24 protein-coding genes, 1 tRNA gene and 1 pseudogene (1 of these 26 running past the window's edge) are annotated in these 17,430 nt (G+C 63.0%); 11 read left to right on the top strand and 15 right to left on the bottom strand.

All coding sequences use genetic code 11. The annotated features are described in order from the left end of the window. On the bottom strand, positions 1-102 hold the 5' end (the start) of the coding sequence (locus GLR48_RS01665) for a hypothetical protein (protein WP_237058111.1). The gene continues 138 nt to the left of window position 1, outside the view; the window shows 102 of its 240 coding nt (coding positions 1-102); the start codon lies at positions 100-102; the stop codon falls past the left edge of the window. On the opposite strand from GLR48_RS01665, the gene GLR48_RS01670 reads away from it, so the two are divergent. From GLR48_RS01670 to GLR48_RS01680, 3 genes are read left to right on the top strand one after another with little or no spacing between them, the layout of a single operon-like run. Next, positions 101-559 (top strand): (2Fe-2S)-binding protein, encoded by a 459-nt coding sequence (locus GLR48_RS01670; protein ID WP_237058113.1) that lies wholly within the window; start codon positions 101-103, stop codon positions 557-559. The two genes, GLR48_RS01665 and GLR48_RS01670, sit on opposite strands and share 2 nt — an antisense overlap. A gap of 3 nt (positions 560-562) precedes the next feature. Further along, positions 563-2,734, top strand: coding sequence for a xanthine dehydrogenase family protein molybdopterin-binding subunit (locus GLR48_RS01675; protein ID WP_237058115.1), 2,172 nt, complete (start codon positions 563-565; stop codon positions 2,732-2,734). A gap of 3 nt (positions 2,735-2,737) precedes the next feature. Beyond that, positions 2,738-3,343 carry an Isoquinoline 1-oxidoreductase subunit gene (locus GLR48_RS01680; protein ID WP_237058117.1) on the top strand — a complete coding sequence of 202 codons (606 nt, stop codon included), beginning with the start codon at positions 2,738-2,740 and terminating at the stop codon, positions 3,341-3,343. 123 nt (positions 3,344-3,466) lie between these two features. On the opposite strand, the gene GLR48_RS01685 is transcribed toward GLR48_RS01680, so the two are convergent. Further along, entirely contained in the window at positions 3,467-3,667 is a 201-nt protein-coding gene (locus GLR48_RS01685; protein ID WP_237058119.1) for a hypothetical protein, read from the bottom strand. Between the two features lie 141 nt (positions 3,668-3,808). After that, positions 3,809-4,744 (bottom strand): MBL fold metallo-hydrolase, encoded by a 936-nt coding sequence (locus tag GLR48_RS01690; protein ID WP_237058121.1) that lies wholly within the window; start codon positions 4,742-4,744, stop codon positions 3,809-3,811. Positions 4,745-4,748: 4 nt separating this feature from the next. On the opposite strand from GLR48_RS01690, the gene GLR48_RS01695 reads away from it, so the two are divergent. After that, a complete protein-coding gene (locus GLR48_RS01695) occupies positions 4,749-6,068 on the top strand; it encodes an ATP-binding protein (RefSeq protein ID WP_237058123.1) in 1,320 nt (439 codons plus the stop codon). A 203-nt stretch (positions 6,069-6,271) separates the two neighbouring features. Here GLR48_RS01695 and pcaG read toward each other — a convergent pair whose 3' ends face one another. Then, positions 6,272-6,880, bottom strand: coding sequence for a protocatechuate 3,4-dioxygenase subunit alpha (gene pcaG / locus GLR48_RS01700; RefSeq protein WP_237058124.1), 609 nt, complete (start codon positions 6,878-6,880; stop codon positions 6,272-6,274). A 2-nt stretch (positions 6,881-6,882) separates the two neighbouring features. Next, positions 6,883-7,617, bottom strand: a complete 735-nt coding sequence (gene pcaH / locus GLR48_RS01705) for a protocatechuate 3,4-dioxygenase subunit beta (protein WP_237058125.1) — start codon at positions 7,615-7,617, stop codon at positions 6,883-6,885. Between the two features lie 329 nt (positions 7,618-7,946). Between pcaH and GLR48_RS01710 the strand changes: the two genes are divergently transcribed. Together GLR48_RS01710 and GLR48_RS01715 are read left to right on the top strand one after the other, a co-directional pair. Further along, a complete protein-coding gene (locus GLR48_RS01710; RefSeq protein WP_237058126.1) occupies positions 7,947-8,879 on the top strand; it encodes an MYG1 family protein in 933 nt (310 codons plus the stop codon). 69 nt (positions 8,880-8,948) lie between these two features. Continuing rightward, positions 8,949-9,022, top strand: a tRNA-Cys gene (locus GLR48_RS01715). 62 nt (positions 9,023-9,084) lie between these two features. Here GLR48_RS01715 and GLR48_RS01720 read toward each other — a convergent pair. After that, positions 9,085-9,621: a hypothetical protein gene (locus GLR48_RS01720; protein WP_237058127.1), complete on the bottom strand. Its 537-nt coding sequence runs from the start codon at positions 9,619-9,621 to the stop codon at positions 9,085-9,087. Here GLR48_RS01720 and GLR48_RS01725 point away from each other — a divergent pair. Next, positions 9,620-9,916 carry a hypothetical protein gene (locus GLR48_RS01725; protein WP_237058128.1) on the top strand — a complete coding sequence of 99 codons (297 nt, stop codon included), beginning with the start codon at positions 9,620-9,622 and terminating at the stop codon, positions 9,914-9,916. The two genes, GLR48_RS01720 and GLR48_RS01725, sit on opposite strands and share 2 nt — an antisense overlap. A 95-nt stretch (positions 9,917-10,011) precedes the next feature. Then, entirely contained in the window at positions 10,012-10,494 is a 483-nt protein-coding gene (locus tag GLR48_RS01730; RefSeq protein WP_237058129.1) for a hypothetical protein, read from the top strand. Here GLR48_RS01730 and GLR48_RS01735 read toward each other — a convergent pair. Together GLR48_RS01735 and GLR48_RS01740 are read right to left on the bottom strand one after the other, a co-directional pair. Next, on the bottom strand, positions 10,457-10,948 hold the full coding sequence (locus GLR48_RS01735) for a hypothetical protein (protein ID WP_237058131.1): 492 nt from the start codon (positions 10,946-10,948) through the stop codon (positions 10,457-10,459). The two genes, GLR48_RS01730 and GLR48_RS01735, sit on opposite strands and share 38 nt — an antisense overlap. Further along, positions 10,884-11,117 (bottom strand): hypothetical protein, encoded by a 234-nt coding sequence (locus GLR48_RS01740; RefSeq protein WP_237064614.1) that lies wholly within the window; start codon positions 11,115-11,117, stop codon positions 10,884-10,886. Before GLR48_RS01740 ends, GLR48_RS01735 begins: the two co-directional genes overlap by 65 nt. On the opposite strand from GLR48_RS01740, the pseudogene GLR48_RS01745 reads away from it, so the two are divergent. Next, positions 11,076-11,196: pseudogene (locus GLR48_RS01745) on the top strand (IS3 family transposase); the annotation flags it as partial. The gene GLR48_RS01740 and the pseudogene GLR48_RS01745 sit on opposite strands and share 42 nt — an antisense overlap. Positions 11,197-11,372: 176 nt before the next feature. Here the strand turns inward: GLR48_RS01745 and GLR48_RS01750 are convergent. The 4 genes from GLR48_RS01750 to GLR48_RS01765 form a co-directional block, all read right to left on the bottom strand. Then, positions 11,373-11,678, bottom strand: coding sequence for a hypothetical protein (locus GLR48_RS01750; protein WP_237058133.1), 306 nt, complete (start codon positions 11,676-11,678; stop codon positions 11,373-11,375). Further along, on the bottom strand, positions 11,675-12,316 hold the full coding sequence (locus GLR48_RS01755) for an acyl-homoserine-lactone synthase (protein ID WP_237058135.1): 642 nt from the start codon (positions 12,314-12,316) through the stop codon (positions 11,675-11,677). Before GLR48_RS01755 ends, GLR48_RS01750 begins: the two co-directional genes overlap by 4 nt. 82 nt (positions 12,317-12,398) lie before the next feature. Continuing rightward, positions 12,399-13,100 (bottom strand): autoinducer binding domain-containing protein, encoded by a 702-nt coding sequence (locus GLR48_RS01760; protein ID WP_237058137.1) that lies wholly within the window; start codon positions 13,098-13,100, stop codon positions 12,399-12,401. A 126-nt stretch (positions 13,101-13,226) separates the two neighbouring features. After that, entirely contained in the window at positions 13,227-13,829 is a 603-nt protein-coding gene (locus tag GLR48_RS01765) for a helix-turn-helix transcriptional regulator (RefSeq protein WP_237058139.1), read from the bottom strand. A 101-nt stretch (positions 13,830-13,930) separates the two neighbouring features. On the opposite strand from GLR48_RS01765, the gene GLR48_RS01770 reads away from it, so the two are divergent. Further along, positions 13,931-14,425, top strand: coding sequence for an autoinducer binding domain-containing protein (locus GLR48_RS01770; RefSeq protein ID WP_237058141.1), 495 nt, complete (start codon positions 13,931-13,933; stop codon positions 14,423-14,425). A gap of 338 nt (positions 14,426-14,763) precedes the next feature. Here GLR48_RS01770 and GLR48_RS01775 read toward each other — a convergent pair whose 3' ends face one another. Beyond that, positions 14,764-15,135: a helix-turn-helix domain-containing protein gene (locus GLR48_RS01775; RefSeq protein WP_237064293.1), complete on the bottom strand. Its 372-nt coding sequence runs from the start codon at positions 15,133-15,135 to the stop codon at positions 14,764-14,766. A 453-nt stretch (positions 15,136-15,588) separates the two neighbouring features. Further along, complete coding sequence (locus tag GLR48_RS01780) at positions 15,589-16,224, bottom strand: DUF3047 domain-containing protein (RefSeq protein WP_237058143.1); 636 nt, start codon at positions 16,222-16,224, stop codon at positions 15,589-15,591. A gap of 119 nt (positions 16,225-16,343) precedes the next feature. On the opposite strand from GLR48_RS01780, the gene GLR48_RS01785 reads away from it, so the two are divergent. Further along, positions 16,344-17,051: a DUF1194 domain-containing protein gene (locus tag GLR48_RS01785; RefSeq protein WP_237058145.1), complete on the top strand. Its 708-nt coding sequence runs from the start codon at positions 16,344-16,346 to the stop codon at positions 17,049-17,051. Here the strand turns inward: GLR48_RS01785 and GLR48_RS01790 are convergent. Then, on the bottom strand, positions 17,025-17,423 hold the full coding sequence (locus GLR48_RS01790) for a c-type cytochrome (RefSeq protein ID WP_237058147.1): 399 nt from the start codon (positions 17,421-17,423) through the stop codon (positions 17,025-17,027). The two genes, GLR48_RS01785 and GLR48_RS01790, sit on opposite strands and share 27 nt — an antisense overlap. Between the last annotated feature and the right edge of the window lie 7 nt (positions 17,424-17,430).

The following is a 17,430-nucleotide window of genomic DNA, read 5'->3' on the forward strand; positions in this document are numbered from 1 at the left end:
GATCCCGCGCTGCCGCTGCGGCACTGCAGAATCCATGTGACTTTTGGCCTGATCGCCCCATTTTCCTATCTCAACACAATCCAGATAAAACGAGGGATCCATGACCACTTTCACCGTGAACGGCGAGGAGCGCACCGTTGATGTGCCCGGCGACACCCCCCTGCTGTGGGTGCTGCGTGACGAGCTGAAGCTGACCGGCACCAAGTTCGGCTGCGGCGTCGCCCAATGCGGCGCCTGCACCGTGATGCTCGATGGCACGACACGCCGGTCCTGCGTGACGCCCGTCTCCACACTCGAAGGCGCCGACATCCGGACAATCGAAGGCCTCGATTCGCCCGAAGCGCAGGCCGTGCAGGCCGCCTGGACCGCCATCGACGTGCCGCAATGCGGCTGGTGCCAGTCCGGTCAGGTCGTCAGCGCCGCAGCCCTTCTTTACGAAATCCCGAATCCGACGGACGAACAGATCGACCAGGCCATGGCCGGCAACATCTGCCGCTGTGCATCCTACGTGCGCATCCGTCAGGCGATCAAAGACGCCGCCAAGACGCTGGAGGGTTAAGACATGACCATCACACAGAACCGCCGCAACTTCCTCGCCTCCTCCCTCGGCCTCGTGATCGCGGTGTCGCTGCCGATGCGCGGTCGCGCGCAATCCGGTGCCGCCCTCGCGTTCCAGCCCGACGGCACGGACGCGACCTTCGCCCCCAACGCCTTCATCCGCGTGGCAGAGGATGACACCGTCACCGTCATCATCAAGCACATCGAATTCGGTCAGGGCCCGATGACCGGCCTCTCGACCCTCGTGGCCGAAGAGATGGACGCCGACTGGGGCCAGATGCGCGCCGAATCCGCCCCCGCCGACGACGAGAAGTACAAGAACCTGCTGTTCGGCCTGCAGGCCACCGGCGGGTCCACCGCCATGGCGAACTCCTACACCCAGATGCGCAAGGCCGGTGCCGCCGCGCGTGCCATGTTGGTGCAGGCCGCCGCCGAGGAGTGGGGCGTCGACGCCTCGACCATCACGATCGCCAACGGCGTGCTCACCTCCGGCGACAAGACCTCGACCTTCGGCCCGCTGGCCGCCAAGGCCGCGAAACTGACCCCGCCGGAAGATCCCGCCGTCAAGGATCCCAAGGACTTCGTCCTGATCGGCAAGGACCGTCCCAAGCTCGACAGCTACGCCAAGTCCACCGGTCAGGCCGTCTTTACGATGGATATGGACCTGCCCGACATGGAATATGTCGTGATCCGTCACGCGCCCATGCTGGGCGGCACCGTCGCCAGCTTTGACGACACCGAGGCCATGAAGGTCCCCGGCGTCACGGCCGTCCGCCAGATCCCGCAGGGCATCGCGGTCTATGCGACCTCGACCTATGCCGCCCTCTCGGGCCGCAGCGCCCTGACCGTCGACTGGGACGACAGCAACGCCGAAACCCGGTCCTCTGCCCAGATGATGGACGACTTCGTCAATCTGGCCGCCAGCGGCGAGTTGCTGGTCGCCGAAGAGGCAGGCGACATCGACGCCACCCTGACCGACGCCGCCCAGGTGATCGAGACAGAGTTCCGCTTCCCCTTCCTCGCCCACGCGCCGATGGAACCGCTGGACGCCGTCATTCAGGTCAAGGACGGATCGGCTGAAACCTGGGGCGGCTACCAGTTCCCCGGCTTCGACAAGCAGGCGGTGGCGACCAACCTCGGCATCGACGCGGCCAACGTGAAACTGAACGTCATGCTGGCGGGCGGATCGTTTGGCCGTCGCGCCCAGCCCACCGCCCAGATCGGGAACGAGATCGGTGCCATCGCCAAGGCCGCAGGCCGTGACGGCGCGTGGAAATTGATCTGGACCCGCGAAGACGATCTGGCCGGCGGTTTCTACCGCCCGATGACCGTGCACAAGATGCGCGGTGCGCTGGATGCCGAAGGCAACATCCTCGGCTGGCACAACGTCGTGGTGAACCAGTCCATCATGGCCGGTGGCCCAATGGAGCAGATGATGGAGGACGGCAAGGACCCGACCTCCTACGAAGGGTCGACCAAGATGCCCTATGACCTCGCGAACCTGCGGGTGAACTGGGTCCGCGCCGAAAGTCCGGTGCCGGTCCTGTGGTGGCGGTCCGTGGGCCACACCCACACCGGCTACGCGACAGAGGTCTTCCTCGATCAACTCCTCGAAGCGGGCGGCAAGGATCCTGTGCAAGGGCGCCTCGATCTGCTGAAATCCGACATGACCCGTGACCGGGCCGTGCTGGAAAAGGTCGCCGCAATGGCCGGCTGGGACGGCCAGAAGGTGAAGGGTAACAAGGGCTACGGCGTGGCCCTGCACGAATCCTTCAACACCTATGTCGCCCAGATCGCAGAGGTCGAGGATCGCGACGGCTTCCCGCATGTCACCAAGGTCTGGTGCGCCGTCGATTGCGGCGTCGCCGTGAACCCCAACGTGATCCGCGCCCAGATGGAAGGCGGCATCGGCTTCGGCCTCGGCTCCGTCCTCTTCAACGCGCTGACGCTGGGCGAAGGCGGCAACGTGGTCGAGCAGAACTTCGACGACTACCGCATGATCCGCATCAACGAGATGCCGGCCGTCGAGGTCGAGATCATCGAGAGCAGCATGGACCCCACCGGCGTCGGCGAACCCGGCCTGCCCCCCGTCGGCCCGGCCGTCGCCAACGCATGGCGCGCCCTGACCGGCACCAATGTCACCACCCTTCCCTTCAAGACCCCGGCCGGAGCGTAATCCATGAAGACCCTGACAAAACTGACCGCGGCCGCCCTTCTCTGGGCGGTCCCGGCCCACGCCGAAACCGTGAACGGCCTGCGCACCGTGGATGAATTCGGCGCCATCGCCGACGACTCCGAACGCTCTGCTGCGCTCTTCAACGAGATGTTCGTCGTGATCGAAAGCCCGCGCTGCCTGAACTGTCACCCGGTGGGTGACGTGCCGGCACAGGGCGACCTGATGACGCCGCACCAGCCCCCCGTCGTGCGCGGCGCAGGTGGCATGGGCGCGCCCGGCATGCGCTGTTCCACCTGCCACGGCGCGGAAAACGTGTCGTTCACCACCGGGCAAGGCTCCATCCCCGGCCACAACCCCTGGCAACTCGCCCCGATCGAGATGGGCTGGATCGGCAAATCCGCCGCCGAGATCTGTGCCCAGTTGAAAGACCCGGAGCGTAACGGCAACCGCACCCTCGCTGACCTGCACGAACACAACGCGACGGACGGTCTGGTCGGCTGGGGCTGGGAACCCGGCGAAGGCCGCACACCCGCCCCCGGCACGCAGGCGATCTTCGGAGAGTTGACGCAGGCCTGGATCGACACCGGCGCCGTCTGCCCGACGATGTAACCAAAAAGGCCCCCGGCGCGATCCAGCGCCGGGGGCCTTTCTTCAGCGGACGCCCTGCTGACGTCCGCGCATTATTTCATGTCTGCGGTCCCCGCGGACCGGATCACGACACCTGACGCCGGTTCAGCGTTGATAGGTCATGGCGCTGTTGCTGATCGTTCCGTTCTCGACCAGCCGAAAGCCTGCGGCCGGGGTATTGTCCCGTCCGGTATAATCGAACACCACGCTCGCCAGTGCAATCAGCGTGACCGTGATCATCATGATGCTGGATTTCATCCGGTACCACGGAAGATCGGACTCGGGGGTATCGTTCGCTATGCTCATGCTCATGTCCTGCTCGGCCGGGCGCGCGTTGATCGCGCACTCCATTGACGACAGGCATATCAGAAACCCGCGAAAAAGACACCCGCCGGACGTGGCGATCAGGCGATCTCACGCCGACGTGTTGCCGTGATCGCGCAGACACTACATCTTGTGGAACGTGGCACCCGGTGACAGGTCCGGCACCGCCCGCACCAGCCCGGCCCCCACCAATTCCACCAGTTGTGCAAAGACGTTACGCGCCGCGATCGGCCACAGCGCCGGTGCGACGTCCGTATAGATCACCTCTGTCAGCGCCGCGACATCCCGCGGCACATCCAGCGCCGCCAGCACCTGCGCCCGCCGCTCCATCCGGTGCGCGATCAGCCAGTCGATTCGCACCGCAGGCTCCGTCACCGGCGCGCCATGCCCCGGATACAGGACCTGCGCGCCCTCGGCCCTGACCTTCGCGCAGGACGCCAGAAAGTCGCTGATGTCCCCGTCGGGCGGCGACACCAGCGACGTCGCCCACCCCATCACCAGATCGCCGCTGAACACCGCATCCTGCCAGCGCAGGCAGATATGGTTGCCCATGTGCCCCGGCGTATGCAGCACCCGCAGCGCCCCCGCCGGTGTCGCGATCAGCTCGCCGTCCGTTACCACCCGGTGCGGCGCAAAACCCGCGTCGACCCCCTCGCCCCCGCCGTCATAGCCCCCCGCCACCAGTGCGCGCATCACATCGCTGCGCCCCGTCTCCGAACCGCCAAAGGCCCAGACCTCCGCCCCGGTCTGCTGCGCCAGCCGGGCGGCCAGCGGCGAATGATCCAGATGGCTGTGCGTCACGACGATATGGCTCACCGCCTCGCCCGCCAGCGCGCGCATCAGCGCGGCCCCATGCGCCGGATCGTCGGGACCGGGGTCGATCACCGTCACCCGCCCCTGCCCCAGCAGATAGGTATTCGTGCCGCGATAGGTCATCGCAGAGGGATTCGGCGCCAGCACCCGCCGCACCCCCGGCGCAATCGCCTCTGCCACACCCGCCGCCGGGTCGAACACGTCATCCATCGCTTTGCCAATCCCGAACCCTGTCGCTACGATCATGCACATGTTCTTCCAATGGCTCAAACGCTACATGCCGCGCGGCCTCTACACCCGTGCGCTGCTCATCCTGATCCTCCCGGTGCTGAGCGTGCAGCTGCTGGTCTCGGTGCTGTTCATCCAGCGCCATTTCGAAGGCGTGACCCGCCAGATGTCCGACGCCGTCACCATCGACCTGCGCTACCTGCGCGACGTGGCCGACGCCGCCCCCGACCGGTTGACCGCGATCCGCGACGTCAACGCCGTCGCCGCCCCGCTGGAACTCGACGTCGACTGGCCCACGACGATCCCGCAGATCGGTGACGACCGCCGCTGGACCGATTTCACCGGCGACACCGTCGCCGCCCGCCTGCGCGACGGCGTGCCGGAAATCGGCGCGATCTCGATGGCGGACCGCCGCTTCGTGACCGTCTGGATCGGCAGCCGTCAGGGGCCGCTCTCGGTCGAAATCGCGCGCCGCCGCCTGTCCGCGTCCAACCCGCACCAGCTGCTGGTCGTCATGGTGATCCTCGGCGCCGTGCTGACCACGATCTCCTACATCTTCCTGCGCAACCAGCTGCGCCCCATCACCCGCATGGCCCGCGCCGCCGCCGACTATGGCAAGGGCCGCATCACGCCCTACAGCCCCGGTGGCGCGACCGAGGTGCGCGCCGCCGGCATGGCCTTCCTCGACATGCGCAACCGGCTGGAACGTCAGATCCAGCAGCGCACCATGATGCTCTCGGGCGTCAGCCACGACCTGCGCACGCCGCTCACGCGCCTACGCCTCGGCCTGTCCCTGCTCGATGACGAGGAAGCCGCCCCCCTGACCCGCGACGTGGACGAGATGCAGCGCCTGCTGGACAGTTTCCTCGACTTCGTCCGCTCGGATGCGGGCGACGCACTGGAGCGTATCGATCCCGCGGCCATCCTGTCCGATCTGGTTGCGGATTATACCCGCATCGGCCTGCCCGTGACCCTCACGGTCAGCACCGCGGACCCGGCGACCCTGCCGCTGCGGCCCGCCGCGATCCGCCGGGCGCTGGACAACCTAGTGGGCAACGCCCTGCGCTACGGCACGCAGGCCCGCGTCGCCGTCCATGTCACCGACCGCGCCGTCCGCTACGTGGTCGAGGATGACGGCCCCGGCATCCCCGCCGACCAACGCGACGAAGCTGTCCGCCCCTTCACCCGCCTCGACCCCGCGCGCAATCAGGACCGCGGGTCTGGCGTCGGTCTGGGCCTTGCCATCGTGGCCGACATCGCGCGCAGCCACGGCGGCGTCCTGCGTCTGGGCGACAGCGACGATATGGGCGGGTTGAAGGCCGAACTGGTCCTCGCGCGATAGCCAGACCTGTCGCCGGGATAGGCCAGGTTTTTTTGGCGCCGGACACAAATCCTTTGCACGGAAACCTGAAAAACCGTCGCAGGCACACCCTTCGGGACGCAATAATCGCCCGTCGGCCATGCTTCCGCTCTCTATGGCGCACAAACATGACGCTTCGGTGATAGGACATTGTCTGAAACGCGACAGACAACGATGATTCAAACTTAAATGTCGAAAAACACCGTTTCCTGCGGGCCCTGAATATGCACATCGAACCGGTAGCTGCCGTCGTCCTGACGCGCGGCGATCAATGTCTGCACACGGCTCTGATGCTCCAGCCGCGTCAGGATCGGGTCTTCGGCATTGGCCGCCGCCTCGTCGCTGAAATAGATCCGCGTCTGCAATCCGATGTTGATCCCCCGCGCCACGATCCAGACGCTGACATGCGGCGCCTGCAGGCGCCCGTCTGGCCAGCGTACGCGACCGGGCTTCACCGTCTCGAACCGGAAGGCGCCGGTGTCCATGTCGCCGGGACTGCGCCCGAACCCGGTAAAGTTGGGGTCCGCCTCTGCGTCATGCCCCGCGAACCGGCCCTGCGCGTCCGCCTGCCAGATTTCCACCAGCGCGTCCTTCAACGCCATGCCCATGCCGTCGTGGACCGCGCCGGTAATAACGATCTCTTCGCCCTGCACGGGTCCGGTCTTCATCCGCGCGCCCAGATCCTCTGGGTAAACCCCACCGATGCCGCAGAAATTCGGCGTGCAGCCAATATGGACATACGGCCCGGCGGTCTGGCTCGGGCTTTCCTTCAATACGTTCAACGGTTGCACCATGGTCAAAGTCCCTCCGGCCGCGTCTCGAACGCCGTCTGACGGCGCCCGCGCAGGATGATGTCAAACTTGTAGGCCAGCGCATCCATCGGCACCGTCCGCGCCTTGTCCAGCGGGGCGATCAGCGCCTTCACCGCATCGGGGTTCTGGATCGTGCCCACGATGGGACACAGCGGGATCAGCGGATCGCCTTCGAAATACATCTGGGTGATCAGACGCTGGGCGAAGCTGTGGCCGAACACCGAAAAGTGGATATGCGCGGGCCGCCAGTCGTTCATGCCATTGGGCCAGGGATAGGCCCCCGGCATGATCGTGCGGAATTCATAAAAGCCCTCGGCGTCGGTAATCACCCGCCCGCACCCACCGAAATTTGGGTCCAGCGCCGCGACATAGCCTTCTTTCTTGTGGCGATAGCGTCCGCCCGCATTGGCTTGCCAGACCTCGACCAGCGCGCCGCCGACACCGCGCCCGAATTCGTCCTGCACCCGGCCATGCACGACGATCCGTGGGCCGATGGCGCTTTCTCCGGTAAAGTTGTGGATCAGGTCCGCGTCGTGCGCACCAAGGATGCCGTGGCCAAAGGTCGGCCCGGTGATCTCGCTCGCCGTCGTGGGAAAGGACAGCAGTGCCGCCTGCGGCGACCGCTTCACACTGGTCTTGTAGGCCGGATGATACGGGGCCGGATGCCAGTCCCTGTCCCGCGCGACGAAGCCGCCCCTGCCCGTCACATGTTCCGTCATCGCGACCTCCTCGCATATCAGCCTGCGCTATCGGGCCAAAAAATGCAGCGCGTGCCGGACTATTGCAAGGCCGAACCCGTCCAAGGTCGCCCAGACCTCCGCACGCCATGGCAAGGCATTCCTAACCCTTTGTCCGAAATAACGATTCTTTTACATAATATGTCTCGCATGCGAAACATTTGGAATTTGTAATGTAATCCTCCCTGTGACCGCCGCGTTGCGCTTCGGCGCAATTTCCTGCGGCACAGTAGCTTTCCACACATTTCCGTATTGAAATCCGCCACGCTTCCGCGTTTGACATTCGGCAACGTTGAAAAAAGGCCTTTTGCATGTCGATCGACTATCTTGTGACCCATTCCGGCGGCTTCCACGCCGACGAGCTGATGTCGAGCGTCATCCTGACCCGCCTGTACCCCACAGCCCAGATCATCCGCAGCCGCGACGCCGCATGGATCACGCCGGGCACTGACCGCATCGTCTATGACGTGGGCGGCGGCTTCGACGCCGACCGGCACCTCTTCGACCACCACCAGCGCGACGCCCCGCTGCGCGACGACGGCCAGCCGTTCAGCTCTTTCGGGCTGATCTGGCGTCACTTCGGGCGCGCGTATCTGACAGCCCTCGCCATCCCCGCCGCGGATATCGAAACGATCCACGCCAAGTTCGACGCGGGCTTCGTGCTGCCCATCGACCTGCTCGACAACGGCGCCATCGCGCCATCCGTCGCAGGGCCGCTGTCCGGCATGACCCTGCCGGCCCTGCTGGAAACCCTCAAACCCGTTTTCGACCAGGGCGGACCAGAGGCCGAGATGCGCGGCTTTCACGCGGCCCTCGCCATCGCCCGCGCCTTCGTCGAGGCCCGCATCGCCCGTAGTGCGGCCGGCCTGCGCGCCGACGGCATGGTGATGGACGCGATCACAGCGGCGGGCGACGGCCGGATCCTCGAACTGCCGATGGGCATGCCGTTCCGCCCCGCCGTCATGCGCGCCGGTGCCGACCAGCTCCTCTTCGTGATCACGCCGCGCGGCGAGGACGACTGGACCCTCGGCGGCATCCAGACCCACGCGGACGGCTTCGATCTGCGCGCCGACCTGCCCGCCGCCTGGGCCGGGCTGACCGGTGCCCCGCTGGAGCAGGCCAGCGGCATTCCCGGCGCCAAGTTCTGCCACAACGGCCGCTTCATCGCCGCCGCCTCCTCCTACACCGCGATCCGCGCCATGGCCGAGGCCGCCGTCCGCGAGGCCGAGGCAGCCGGCCTGTAGCCCTGCGAAAACCGCTTGCGCACCTGCCACGAAAACCCTAGGTGACACATCCATAGGCCTTGGCCCGGCGGCGAGTTGGCGGAGAGGTTACGCAGCGGATTGCAAATCCGTGTAGACCGGTTCGATTCCGGTACTCGCCTCCATTTAATTTCTAGCACTTAGTCGGCTCATCTACTGGCACCGGTAGGGTCGTTTACCTTCACGTTTACAGTTTCACCCTTACCTCGCCGTTTCTCCCGCGGCAGCAACTTGAGAACTTCGGCGCTTTCAGCAGGCGCAACTGCTGCAGAATGTTCAATAAGCGATGCAGCATGTCGCAGTGACCAACCCATATTGTTCGCGATCTGGTTGAGGCTAAGTCCCGCGCGAAATAGCCGTGTTGCCGCAGTTCCACGGCTATGGCCACCAATCGCCGGCATCGATCGCCACATACGATGCCCAGCAGGATCGCAAGGCCGGGCAGATCCAGCGCGCCCGTCGCCCGCGTGAGCGCGAGGACGTGTCCGCTGCGGTCGACTACTTTTCGCATGAGATGCTGTCGAACATCGCTCCCGCAAAAGTCCCCTGATCGGCTGAAAAAATCACGCCCCGCGGTCGTAAACTCGCGGGGCGCTGGTGCTGCAATATGGATTTTTTCTGCTAATGTAGTCCCAATTTGGGACTTGCTCTCGCGCATGTCAATTCCTATCGTTGGTGACCAGACGGGTTTGACAAACTTGCCGTCGCGTAGAAAGGTTTTCATGACACGGTTCGCGTCAATCGCTCATCTCAAAGAACTGCTCCTCGGGATGGAGCGGGATCTTGGGATCGATGATTTAGGGTCGATTCAAAAGAACATTGTCTATGCCGCTACAATCTTGTCCGAGACCAATGGCACAACCGTGGAGACGGACGAAATCCGCAAGCACGCATTGCTTGCTGGCGTGCCACGCAGTAGCTTTTTCCGCGCCATGAAGGACGTCGTGGATGCCGGGTATCTTGTCCATAGCAACGAGAAAAAGCGATCAACCTACTCATTATCAAAGAAGTTGACGTAACCATTTCAGAATCCGGTAAAAATCTAGGCAGCCTCCTTATCGCGTTCGCTGTTGTATCTGTTGCGTATCTCGCGGCTTTCAGCCTCTCGATAGAGGTGCTTTTACCGTGGCAACAGCAATACACCCCTCAGATCGCGGCCTACGCAAGCCTCCTGTTCCTCCCGCACGGTGTTCGGGTCCTTTCCGCTTGGCTGCTGGGGTGGAAGGCGATCCCTCTCCTGCTTCCGGCCGCGGCATTCACCCACTGGCTCAACTTCGGCTGGGCCGGGTTCACACCGCTTGGGGTCACCGGAATGATGTCAGGCGTCGTCTGTGCCGTTATGACATTTTGGGCACTGGCAAACGCCGGCATGGATTTTCGCATCACCTCGGGCAACCGTGCAAACTGGCGAGACATCCTGATTGCCGGTCTGATCGCTTCCGTCATCAACACCAGCGGCATGTTGCTGGCCTTTCACCATGCCGCTTTGACGTCCGTTGGATATTTCATTGGCGATGTTTCCGGGCTGTTTGCCTGTATGCTAATCCTGATGCTTGCCTTCAAGGTATTGCGCAGAACTGAAACCGTAAGCGATTAAGTCCCACGGAAATCAGTCGCCCATGCGTCGCGGGATCTGTGTCAAAGACCTCGTCGACTCGGCGTCGCAGTTCACGGGTCGCCTGATCCATCTTCGGGTTGCCCATGAGGTCATGCATCGCCATTGAATCGCACGTGTCGATCGCCGGTTCCTGCGAATTCTGCCCGCAAACCGAAGCCCCTACGCATTCAGCCACCTTCTTTAGAAGCGCGTTGCCACGGAAGGGTTTCGTGACGAAGCCATTCAGGCTGGATTTGCCGAACATCGCAATCTGGTGCGGCAGCACGTTGACCGTCATGGCGATGATCGGCACAAGTGCTGCAGGATGATCCCGTGTCGGATCAAGGCCGTTGCGATCAGGCCGTCCATCACCGGGATCTGAATGTCCATCACAACGACATCGTAGCCGCCGGCCTGCACCATCTGCACGGCTTGCGGCGCTGTTGCGTGACATCGGCCTGACAGGCCAGACCTGCTGCGAGCATGGCGATACCCAGAAGCACCAAAAGCCCGAAGGCAAGCCCCGTCGACGCTTTATGGCGCGGCTGCAATTGATCGAGATAGGCGTCGATCCGCACCGCCTGCGGGACGACCTGCTGAACGAAGTGGTCTTCGATACCCAAGACGACGCCCGCCGCAAGCTGGCGATATCACGCCAGCATCGTCAGGCCGCATTTATCGCTGGTCAATCACACACAGCGATAAGCTCGCCGGGCACTAGCGCAAGTTGAGGGCTCCGCGCCCGGCGCGCTTGCGCAAAACCAGTCCGAAGACGACCGATCTCGAACCGGCAGACCCTCGTTATGAGCGAGGGACAGTCAGGGGGCCTGGTCAGCTTGTATTCGACGCTTGTTTTGTCGCGTCGCATGATCGGTCGATCAATCTGCGTGGTCACGCTTCGGGTCATGCAGGTAGAAGACATTCGAGAGGTCGGGGCGCATCCCGGGGCCATCTTTGGGATCAGCCTTTGCCGCGCCCTGTGTTGGATCGATCAACACCGGCGAAATCTTTTCGATCGCAGAAATCAGCTGGCGCGAGACCTCGGGCAGTTCGTGAGCCTCTGAATATTCGATCATCTGCGCCAGGACATTGACGATCCAGCGATGGGACACGACCGGGCCACCGCTGTTCGAATTGAACTGTGCCGCAGAAGACCGTGAGGTTTCGCGCGTCGGGTCCTTCATCTCCAGGTTTCCTCGACCACATGCGGTGCGAAAACATCGTGCCGGATGCCCGAAAATGCGCGGATGCTTGCAATTCGCTGTTCTGAACAATCCATCAAGGCTGCGAGCGCTGTGACTTTACCCATCGCATGCGGCGATCCCAGATAATCGTAGGGCGCGTTGCCGGACCGTTTCATGACGCGGTTCATGACGGGATCGATGACGGCCACCGCATCGGTAATGCCCGCGGACAGACCGAATTCGAAGGCCCCGATCATCACTTCGCTTGTGACGTAGGAAATCGAGTTGCGCGCGATGCCCCGCCCCGGAAGAGAGGTGTCGACGCAGAAGCGCGTGGCTTCCCAGACAAGGGCGCTGCGGATCGGAGGTTCACCGTCCAGCAGGCAGCTGAAGACATCGGACAGCATGTGAGGACCGGTTGTCTGCAACAGCCGCATGCAGCCGACGACACGTCCGTCGTCGTCGACGCTGACGACATGAGCCGGATCCATATCGTCGAATGCATCCCGCTCTCTGCCGTTTATCACCTGCACGTCCCAACCCAGACGGTCGCTAAAGACTCGCGCCCGCAACTGATGCATCTTGTCGAGAAGATCCGGATATTCGTGCGCGTTCAACGAATCGATGATAACGATCATGTCTGTGACCCCAAAGTGACTACAAAATCATTCATGCTATTTTGTGCAGGCACTTGAAAATAGGGGGAATCCCTTAGCCGCCTTACTGGGGGTAGATCAGACCCATGCCGATGGCCCGGCCGACTGCCTGAATGGTTGTGAAGGCCCCCAGTTTTTCGCGCGCCGATCTTAAGTGAATCTCGACCGTGCGATGAGAGATCGACAGGATATCACCGATTTCCTGCTGCAACTTGCCGGCCGCGACCCATTGCAGAACCTCTTTTTCTCTGGACGACAGGACCGAATAGCCGAGGATACCGGTTAAACCGCAGCTGCGCATGATCGAGTCGTGCAGATGCACCGCAGCGATTTGCAGATCGCCCATGATCTGCCGCTTCAGCGTGTTCCATTCGGTCTGACCACAGGACCGCGTCACGGACAGAAGCCCCCGGTCGCCGTAGGGTCCACGGATCGGGACGGTCAGACCGCGGGACGTGATGCCGAAATCCTCTGCTGCAAAGAAGACGGCGCGAAACTTCTGGTCCCGTTCGAATCGCTCCCAGTCGACTGGCGCAATACTCAGGCCCGCCTTTTGCAGCGTCGGATCGATGCGATGCAAATTCCGGGTCATGTAGTGTAATTTCCAAGACTCCGGATAATTCGCATACCCTTGCACCGCGCCGGTGACGGGATTCACCGATGCATAGGATGCGTAATCGAGGCCGAGTTCCGCACACATCTGGTCGAGGTAGCCGACATAGTTCTCGGTCGTGGCCGGCAGGGTGCCAAGATCGACGATGTTCATGATCTTATCCCATCTGACCAGAGCAAACGTTCATCACCCCCCATTGTCACAAAATGCGGAATCGCGGCCTGAGGACTATAGCACCGAATGCTGCACAAATGATGCGCCACGTGCAGCGACAACCGCCTAGAGCAGGCCACGGCTCGCGGCGATCAACGCGGCCTCCCGGCTTGTCTTGACGTTGAGGCGATCCGCCCCGCCCCGTAGCCGCGCCTTGACAGCACCGACCGAGATATTCAATTCATGAGCGATCTGCTTTTGCAGAAAACCCTGTGCATAAAGGCGCAACGCTTCCAGCTGTGCCTTCGTCATCTGGCGCGGCTCATCCGCATGCAGTTCGCTGATGATGCGTCTGATCTCGGCCATCTCGGCGTCGGACGGCTCTCGCTCTTTGCGGGCGAAGACGCCGAGACTGCCCTTTGGCTGCGTCGATGTGCCACGAATGGAAACGACACTGCCATATCTGTAGCCGTATGCCTTGTAATCCAGCAAGACATCCGACGTGTAAGGGCATTCGACATCGCTCCAGCGGACGATGCCTTCGCTCTTTTGACACCACCGCAACAGGGGATCGGAAAGCGCATGCCCTGACAGCGTATAATGGTCGACCCAGTCTGGCGCGAACATGTTCAGCTCTGCCTCGGGCGCGTAGAACCCGACCCGGAGTGCGACATAACACCCAGCCGGTGCGAGTTCGGCAAATCGGCTGCGAAACCTCTCGAAATTCATATTCTACGACAGTTCCATTTAGGCTCGTTTGTGCGTATGTTCGTGACCTGGATGATTGGCGCAGCGCAGGGTCATTGACTCGAAATTATGACGGTTTAATCATGACCAAGGTGGACACAATAAGGCAGCTCTTGCAACGCATGAGTGCGATCACGGACTGGAAATACGCCTTGGGGCTGCACATCCGGTTCGCGAACCCGACCTTGCTCTACCAGACATATCCTCAAGAATGGATTGATCTATACGCGTCCGAGGGGATGTTTTTTAGCGATCCTGTGGTCCGATGGGCGATTGACCATACGGGCATCTGCGACTGGTCCGATCTGGCGCCGCAGGATGCAAATAACGTGCTGGGCCAAGCCGCCGATTACGGGCTGAAATTCGGAAAAGTGGTCTCGATCGGCCAACAAACCAAGTCTTTCGGGTTTTTTGCGCATGGCGAGCGGCCGATCACGACAGACGAAATCGCCGCGGCCGAAGCAGTGTTCGTGGAGTTGCACGACGCAACCCAGGGCACCGACCAGATGTCTGAAACGGAATTGCTGGACCTGCGGGACCTGAACCTGACGCTGGGCGCGCACCGGTCCGATCACTGACCCGCGACAAAGCCGAAATTTGTCACATCCGAGATTTTTGATTCATCGCGATGGTGTGACCGGCAAGCCGTTGGCCCACCTTGCGACCCATAACGGCATCATGGGAACCACCGCAAAAGACCACAGGCCGGGACTGATGCCCTGCGTGCGGTGAGGCGATGTCTTCGCCTTAGCGCGCGCAGGGAATCAAGCAGGTATGCGTGTCGTCATCACAGTCCCGAAGGTTTCCCGTTGCCCGGATCAAGCGACATGCATCCGAGCGGCGGCCGCCTGACCGGCTGTCACCGCAGCGACACCCGGCCCGTTTCAACCATGTTGACACGGCTAATCCGCCGTCGTCACGCCACTTCGCTGAGGACGCGGGCCAGATCGAACAGCCGCCGCCTTTGGTTTTCCGGAATCGCGTAGTAGGATCGCAGCAATGCCAGCGCTTCCTTGTCGCTCAGGATGTCTCCGGGCAGGACGCCGGACTGCGTTTCCTGCTTGTCATCGGAATCGAGGCCTTGGAAGAAAAACGGGACGTCCACGTTCAATGCGTTCGCAATGTCCCATAACCGCGAGGCGCTCACGCGGTTCATGCCGGTTTCATATTTCTGAATTTGCTGAAACTTGATCCCGACAACCTCTGCAAGCTGCTGCTGCGTCGTGCCGGTCATCCATCTTCTATGGCGGATACGTTGTCCGACGTGAATGTCTACACTATGTTTCATCTTAACTATCCATATTTTCTTCAAAATCAGATCACGTCACGCCCTGCTGCTGCGATGCCTGACCCGCAGCCGCGACAGACGCGCTTTGGTTCAGTTTACACGTGGATGCCGCTGGCTGGGTCAAGTCTTTGAGGATGCTGTCGCGACCGTAAAGTTGGCTAAAAAGTCAACTTTACCGTGTGACGCCGTTCCACGGGTCAACGGCAGCGCGGCATAGCTGAAGCGCGGCGCCGACGTCGTCCCGATCTGCGGATCTGAAGGTCGCATTTTCTCAGCCCGATGGTTGAGGAGAACCTGATGAAAATGACGCGTTTAGCCCAAGATCCTTGCGATACGGCACCAAGCCGAGGGCGGTGTGCCGGTGCCCGTCAGGGACGACAGCTGCGATGGACCGCAACAGCCGCACGCGAGATATGCCGGGAAGGCCGAAGGCTGACCCCTCTCGGACCCCGATCAGTTCAGTGTCAGCCCGCCCACCGCCGCGCGGATCGTGCTGCGCGTGTCGTCGCTGTCGCCAGAGATCGCCAGTCCGATCAGCGCACCCGGCGTGCCGCCGAACGCGCGGGCGTAGTCGGCGGTAAGGTCCACCCGTTCCGCATGCGACCCGGTGCCGGCCTGCCGCAGCGGGATCGTGACGCCGGTCCCGGGCGTGCCATAGGGCGAGGGCAACACGGACCCCACCGCGTTGTTGCCGCCGTAGGCATATTGCAGCACCCGCACGTCGGACCGCCCCAGCAACGCCTTGATGTCGGCGCTGGCAAGCCCCGCCGCCGCGTCCTGCGGGACGAAGACGAAATAGACCGCGAGGTTGCGGTCGTCGCCGCCCTTCTTGCTCAGGTCCGTCGGCGGCACGCCTTCCGTCACATCCCAGGTCCAGGACGCCTGTGTCGCGCCCCAGTCGCCCTGCGGCACCCGGCCCCAGGCGATGCTGACCGTGCCATTGGAACTCATCTGCAACGTCTGGCCAAAGCTGTAGTCGTTCGACCCGAAAAGCTTCAGGCGCTGCTCTTTCCAGTCCGCAAAGCTGACGGGACCGGCGGCGGCGGTCGTGGCGGCAAGGATCAGGGCGGCGGTCAGGGTGCGTTTCATGGTGCTCTCCTCGGGCGTTGCCCAAACTTTAGCCCAAAACTGCGCCATTTCACCGCATGACATGCGCTTTCACGCCATTGTCAGGGCCTGACACGCGCCGGCCCGGCTAACGTGGGATCATGAGATATTTGATCCCCGCCCTCGCCCTCTGGGCCACCGCCGCGAGCGCCCAGCAAGAAACCTCGCTTGAACTGGTGCTGCTGGCCGACGCCAGCGGGTCCATCGATGCCGGAGAGCTGGCGTTCCAGCGCCAGGGCTACGCCGACGCGCTGCTGTCGGACACGGTGCAAAGCGCCATCGCCAATACCCTGCACGGCCACATCGCCGTCACCTACGTCGAATGGGCGACCAATCAGGTGCAGGTCGTGGACTGGATGCTGATCGACGGGCGCCCGGCGGCGCAGGCCTTTGCCGACGCGCTGACCACGGCCCCGCGCGCCGCATACGGGCGAAACGCGATCGGGGCCGCCCTGCTGGAAGGCCAGCGGCTGATCGAGGTGAACGATTTCGACGGATTCCGCCATGTGATCGACTTTTCCGGCGACAGCATGGGCAATTCATCAGGTCCCGCGATCCTGCCGTCACGCGACACGGTGCTGGCGCAGGGCACGGTGATCAACGCCCTGCCGATCCTGCGCCCCGACAGCCCGCGCCGGGCGGGCTATGACCTTGAACAGCTTTATGCCGACAATATCATCGGCGGCCCCGGCGCCTTTATGGTGACGGCCGAGGGGCGCGACAGTTTCGCACAAGCCGTCCAGCGCAAGCTATTTCTGGAGATTGCAGGCGAGGTGCCGCCCTTAAGGCTGGCGCTGGATCAGCCGTAGGTAATTCGACAGGGCCAGCAGTTCGGCGGGGACCGGCACAGGGTTGCCGTCGTCTTCGGTCATGACCACCGGCCCCAGATCGCCGTCGCCGAAATGCGGCATCGGGTCTGCGCCACCGTGCTTGCCCCGATTGAAGCCGTCGATCTGGCTCATGACCTTGGCCTCGGGAAAGGTGCCGCCGTTCCGCGCGCTGATCGTGGTCAGGTCAGCGGGCGCCTTCGGCAGGCCAGCGGCCATCGGCCCGGCGCCGCGCCCGTCGCGGCCGTGACAGCCGGAACACTGCGCCATAAACGCCGCCTCTCCGTCGATCTGCTTTTGTTCGGGGGCGCAGGCGGCCAGCGCCAGACCAAGCCCGAGGATGATATAACGCATGGTTTGC

This window comes from Loktanella sp. M215 (assembly GCF_021735925.1).
Lineage (GTDB): Bacteria > Pseudomonadota > Alphaproteobacteria > Rhodobacterales > Rhodobacteraceae > Loktanella.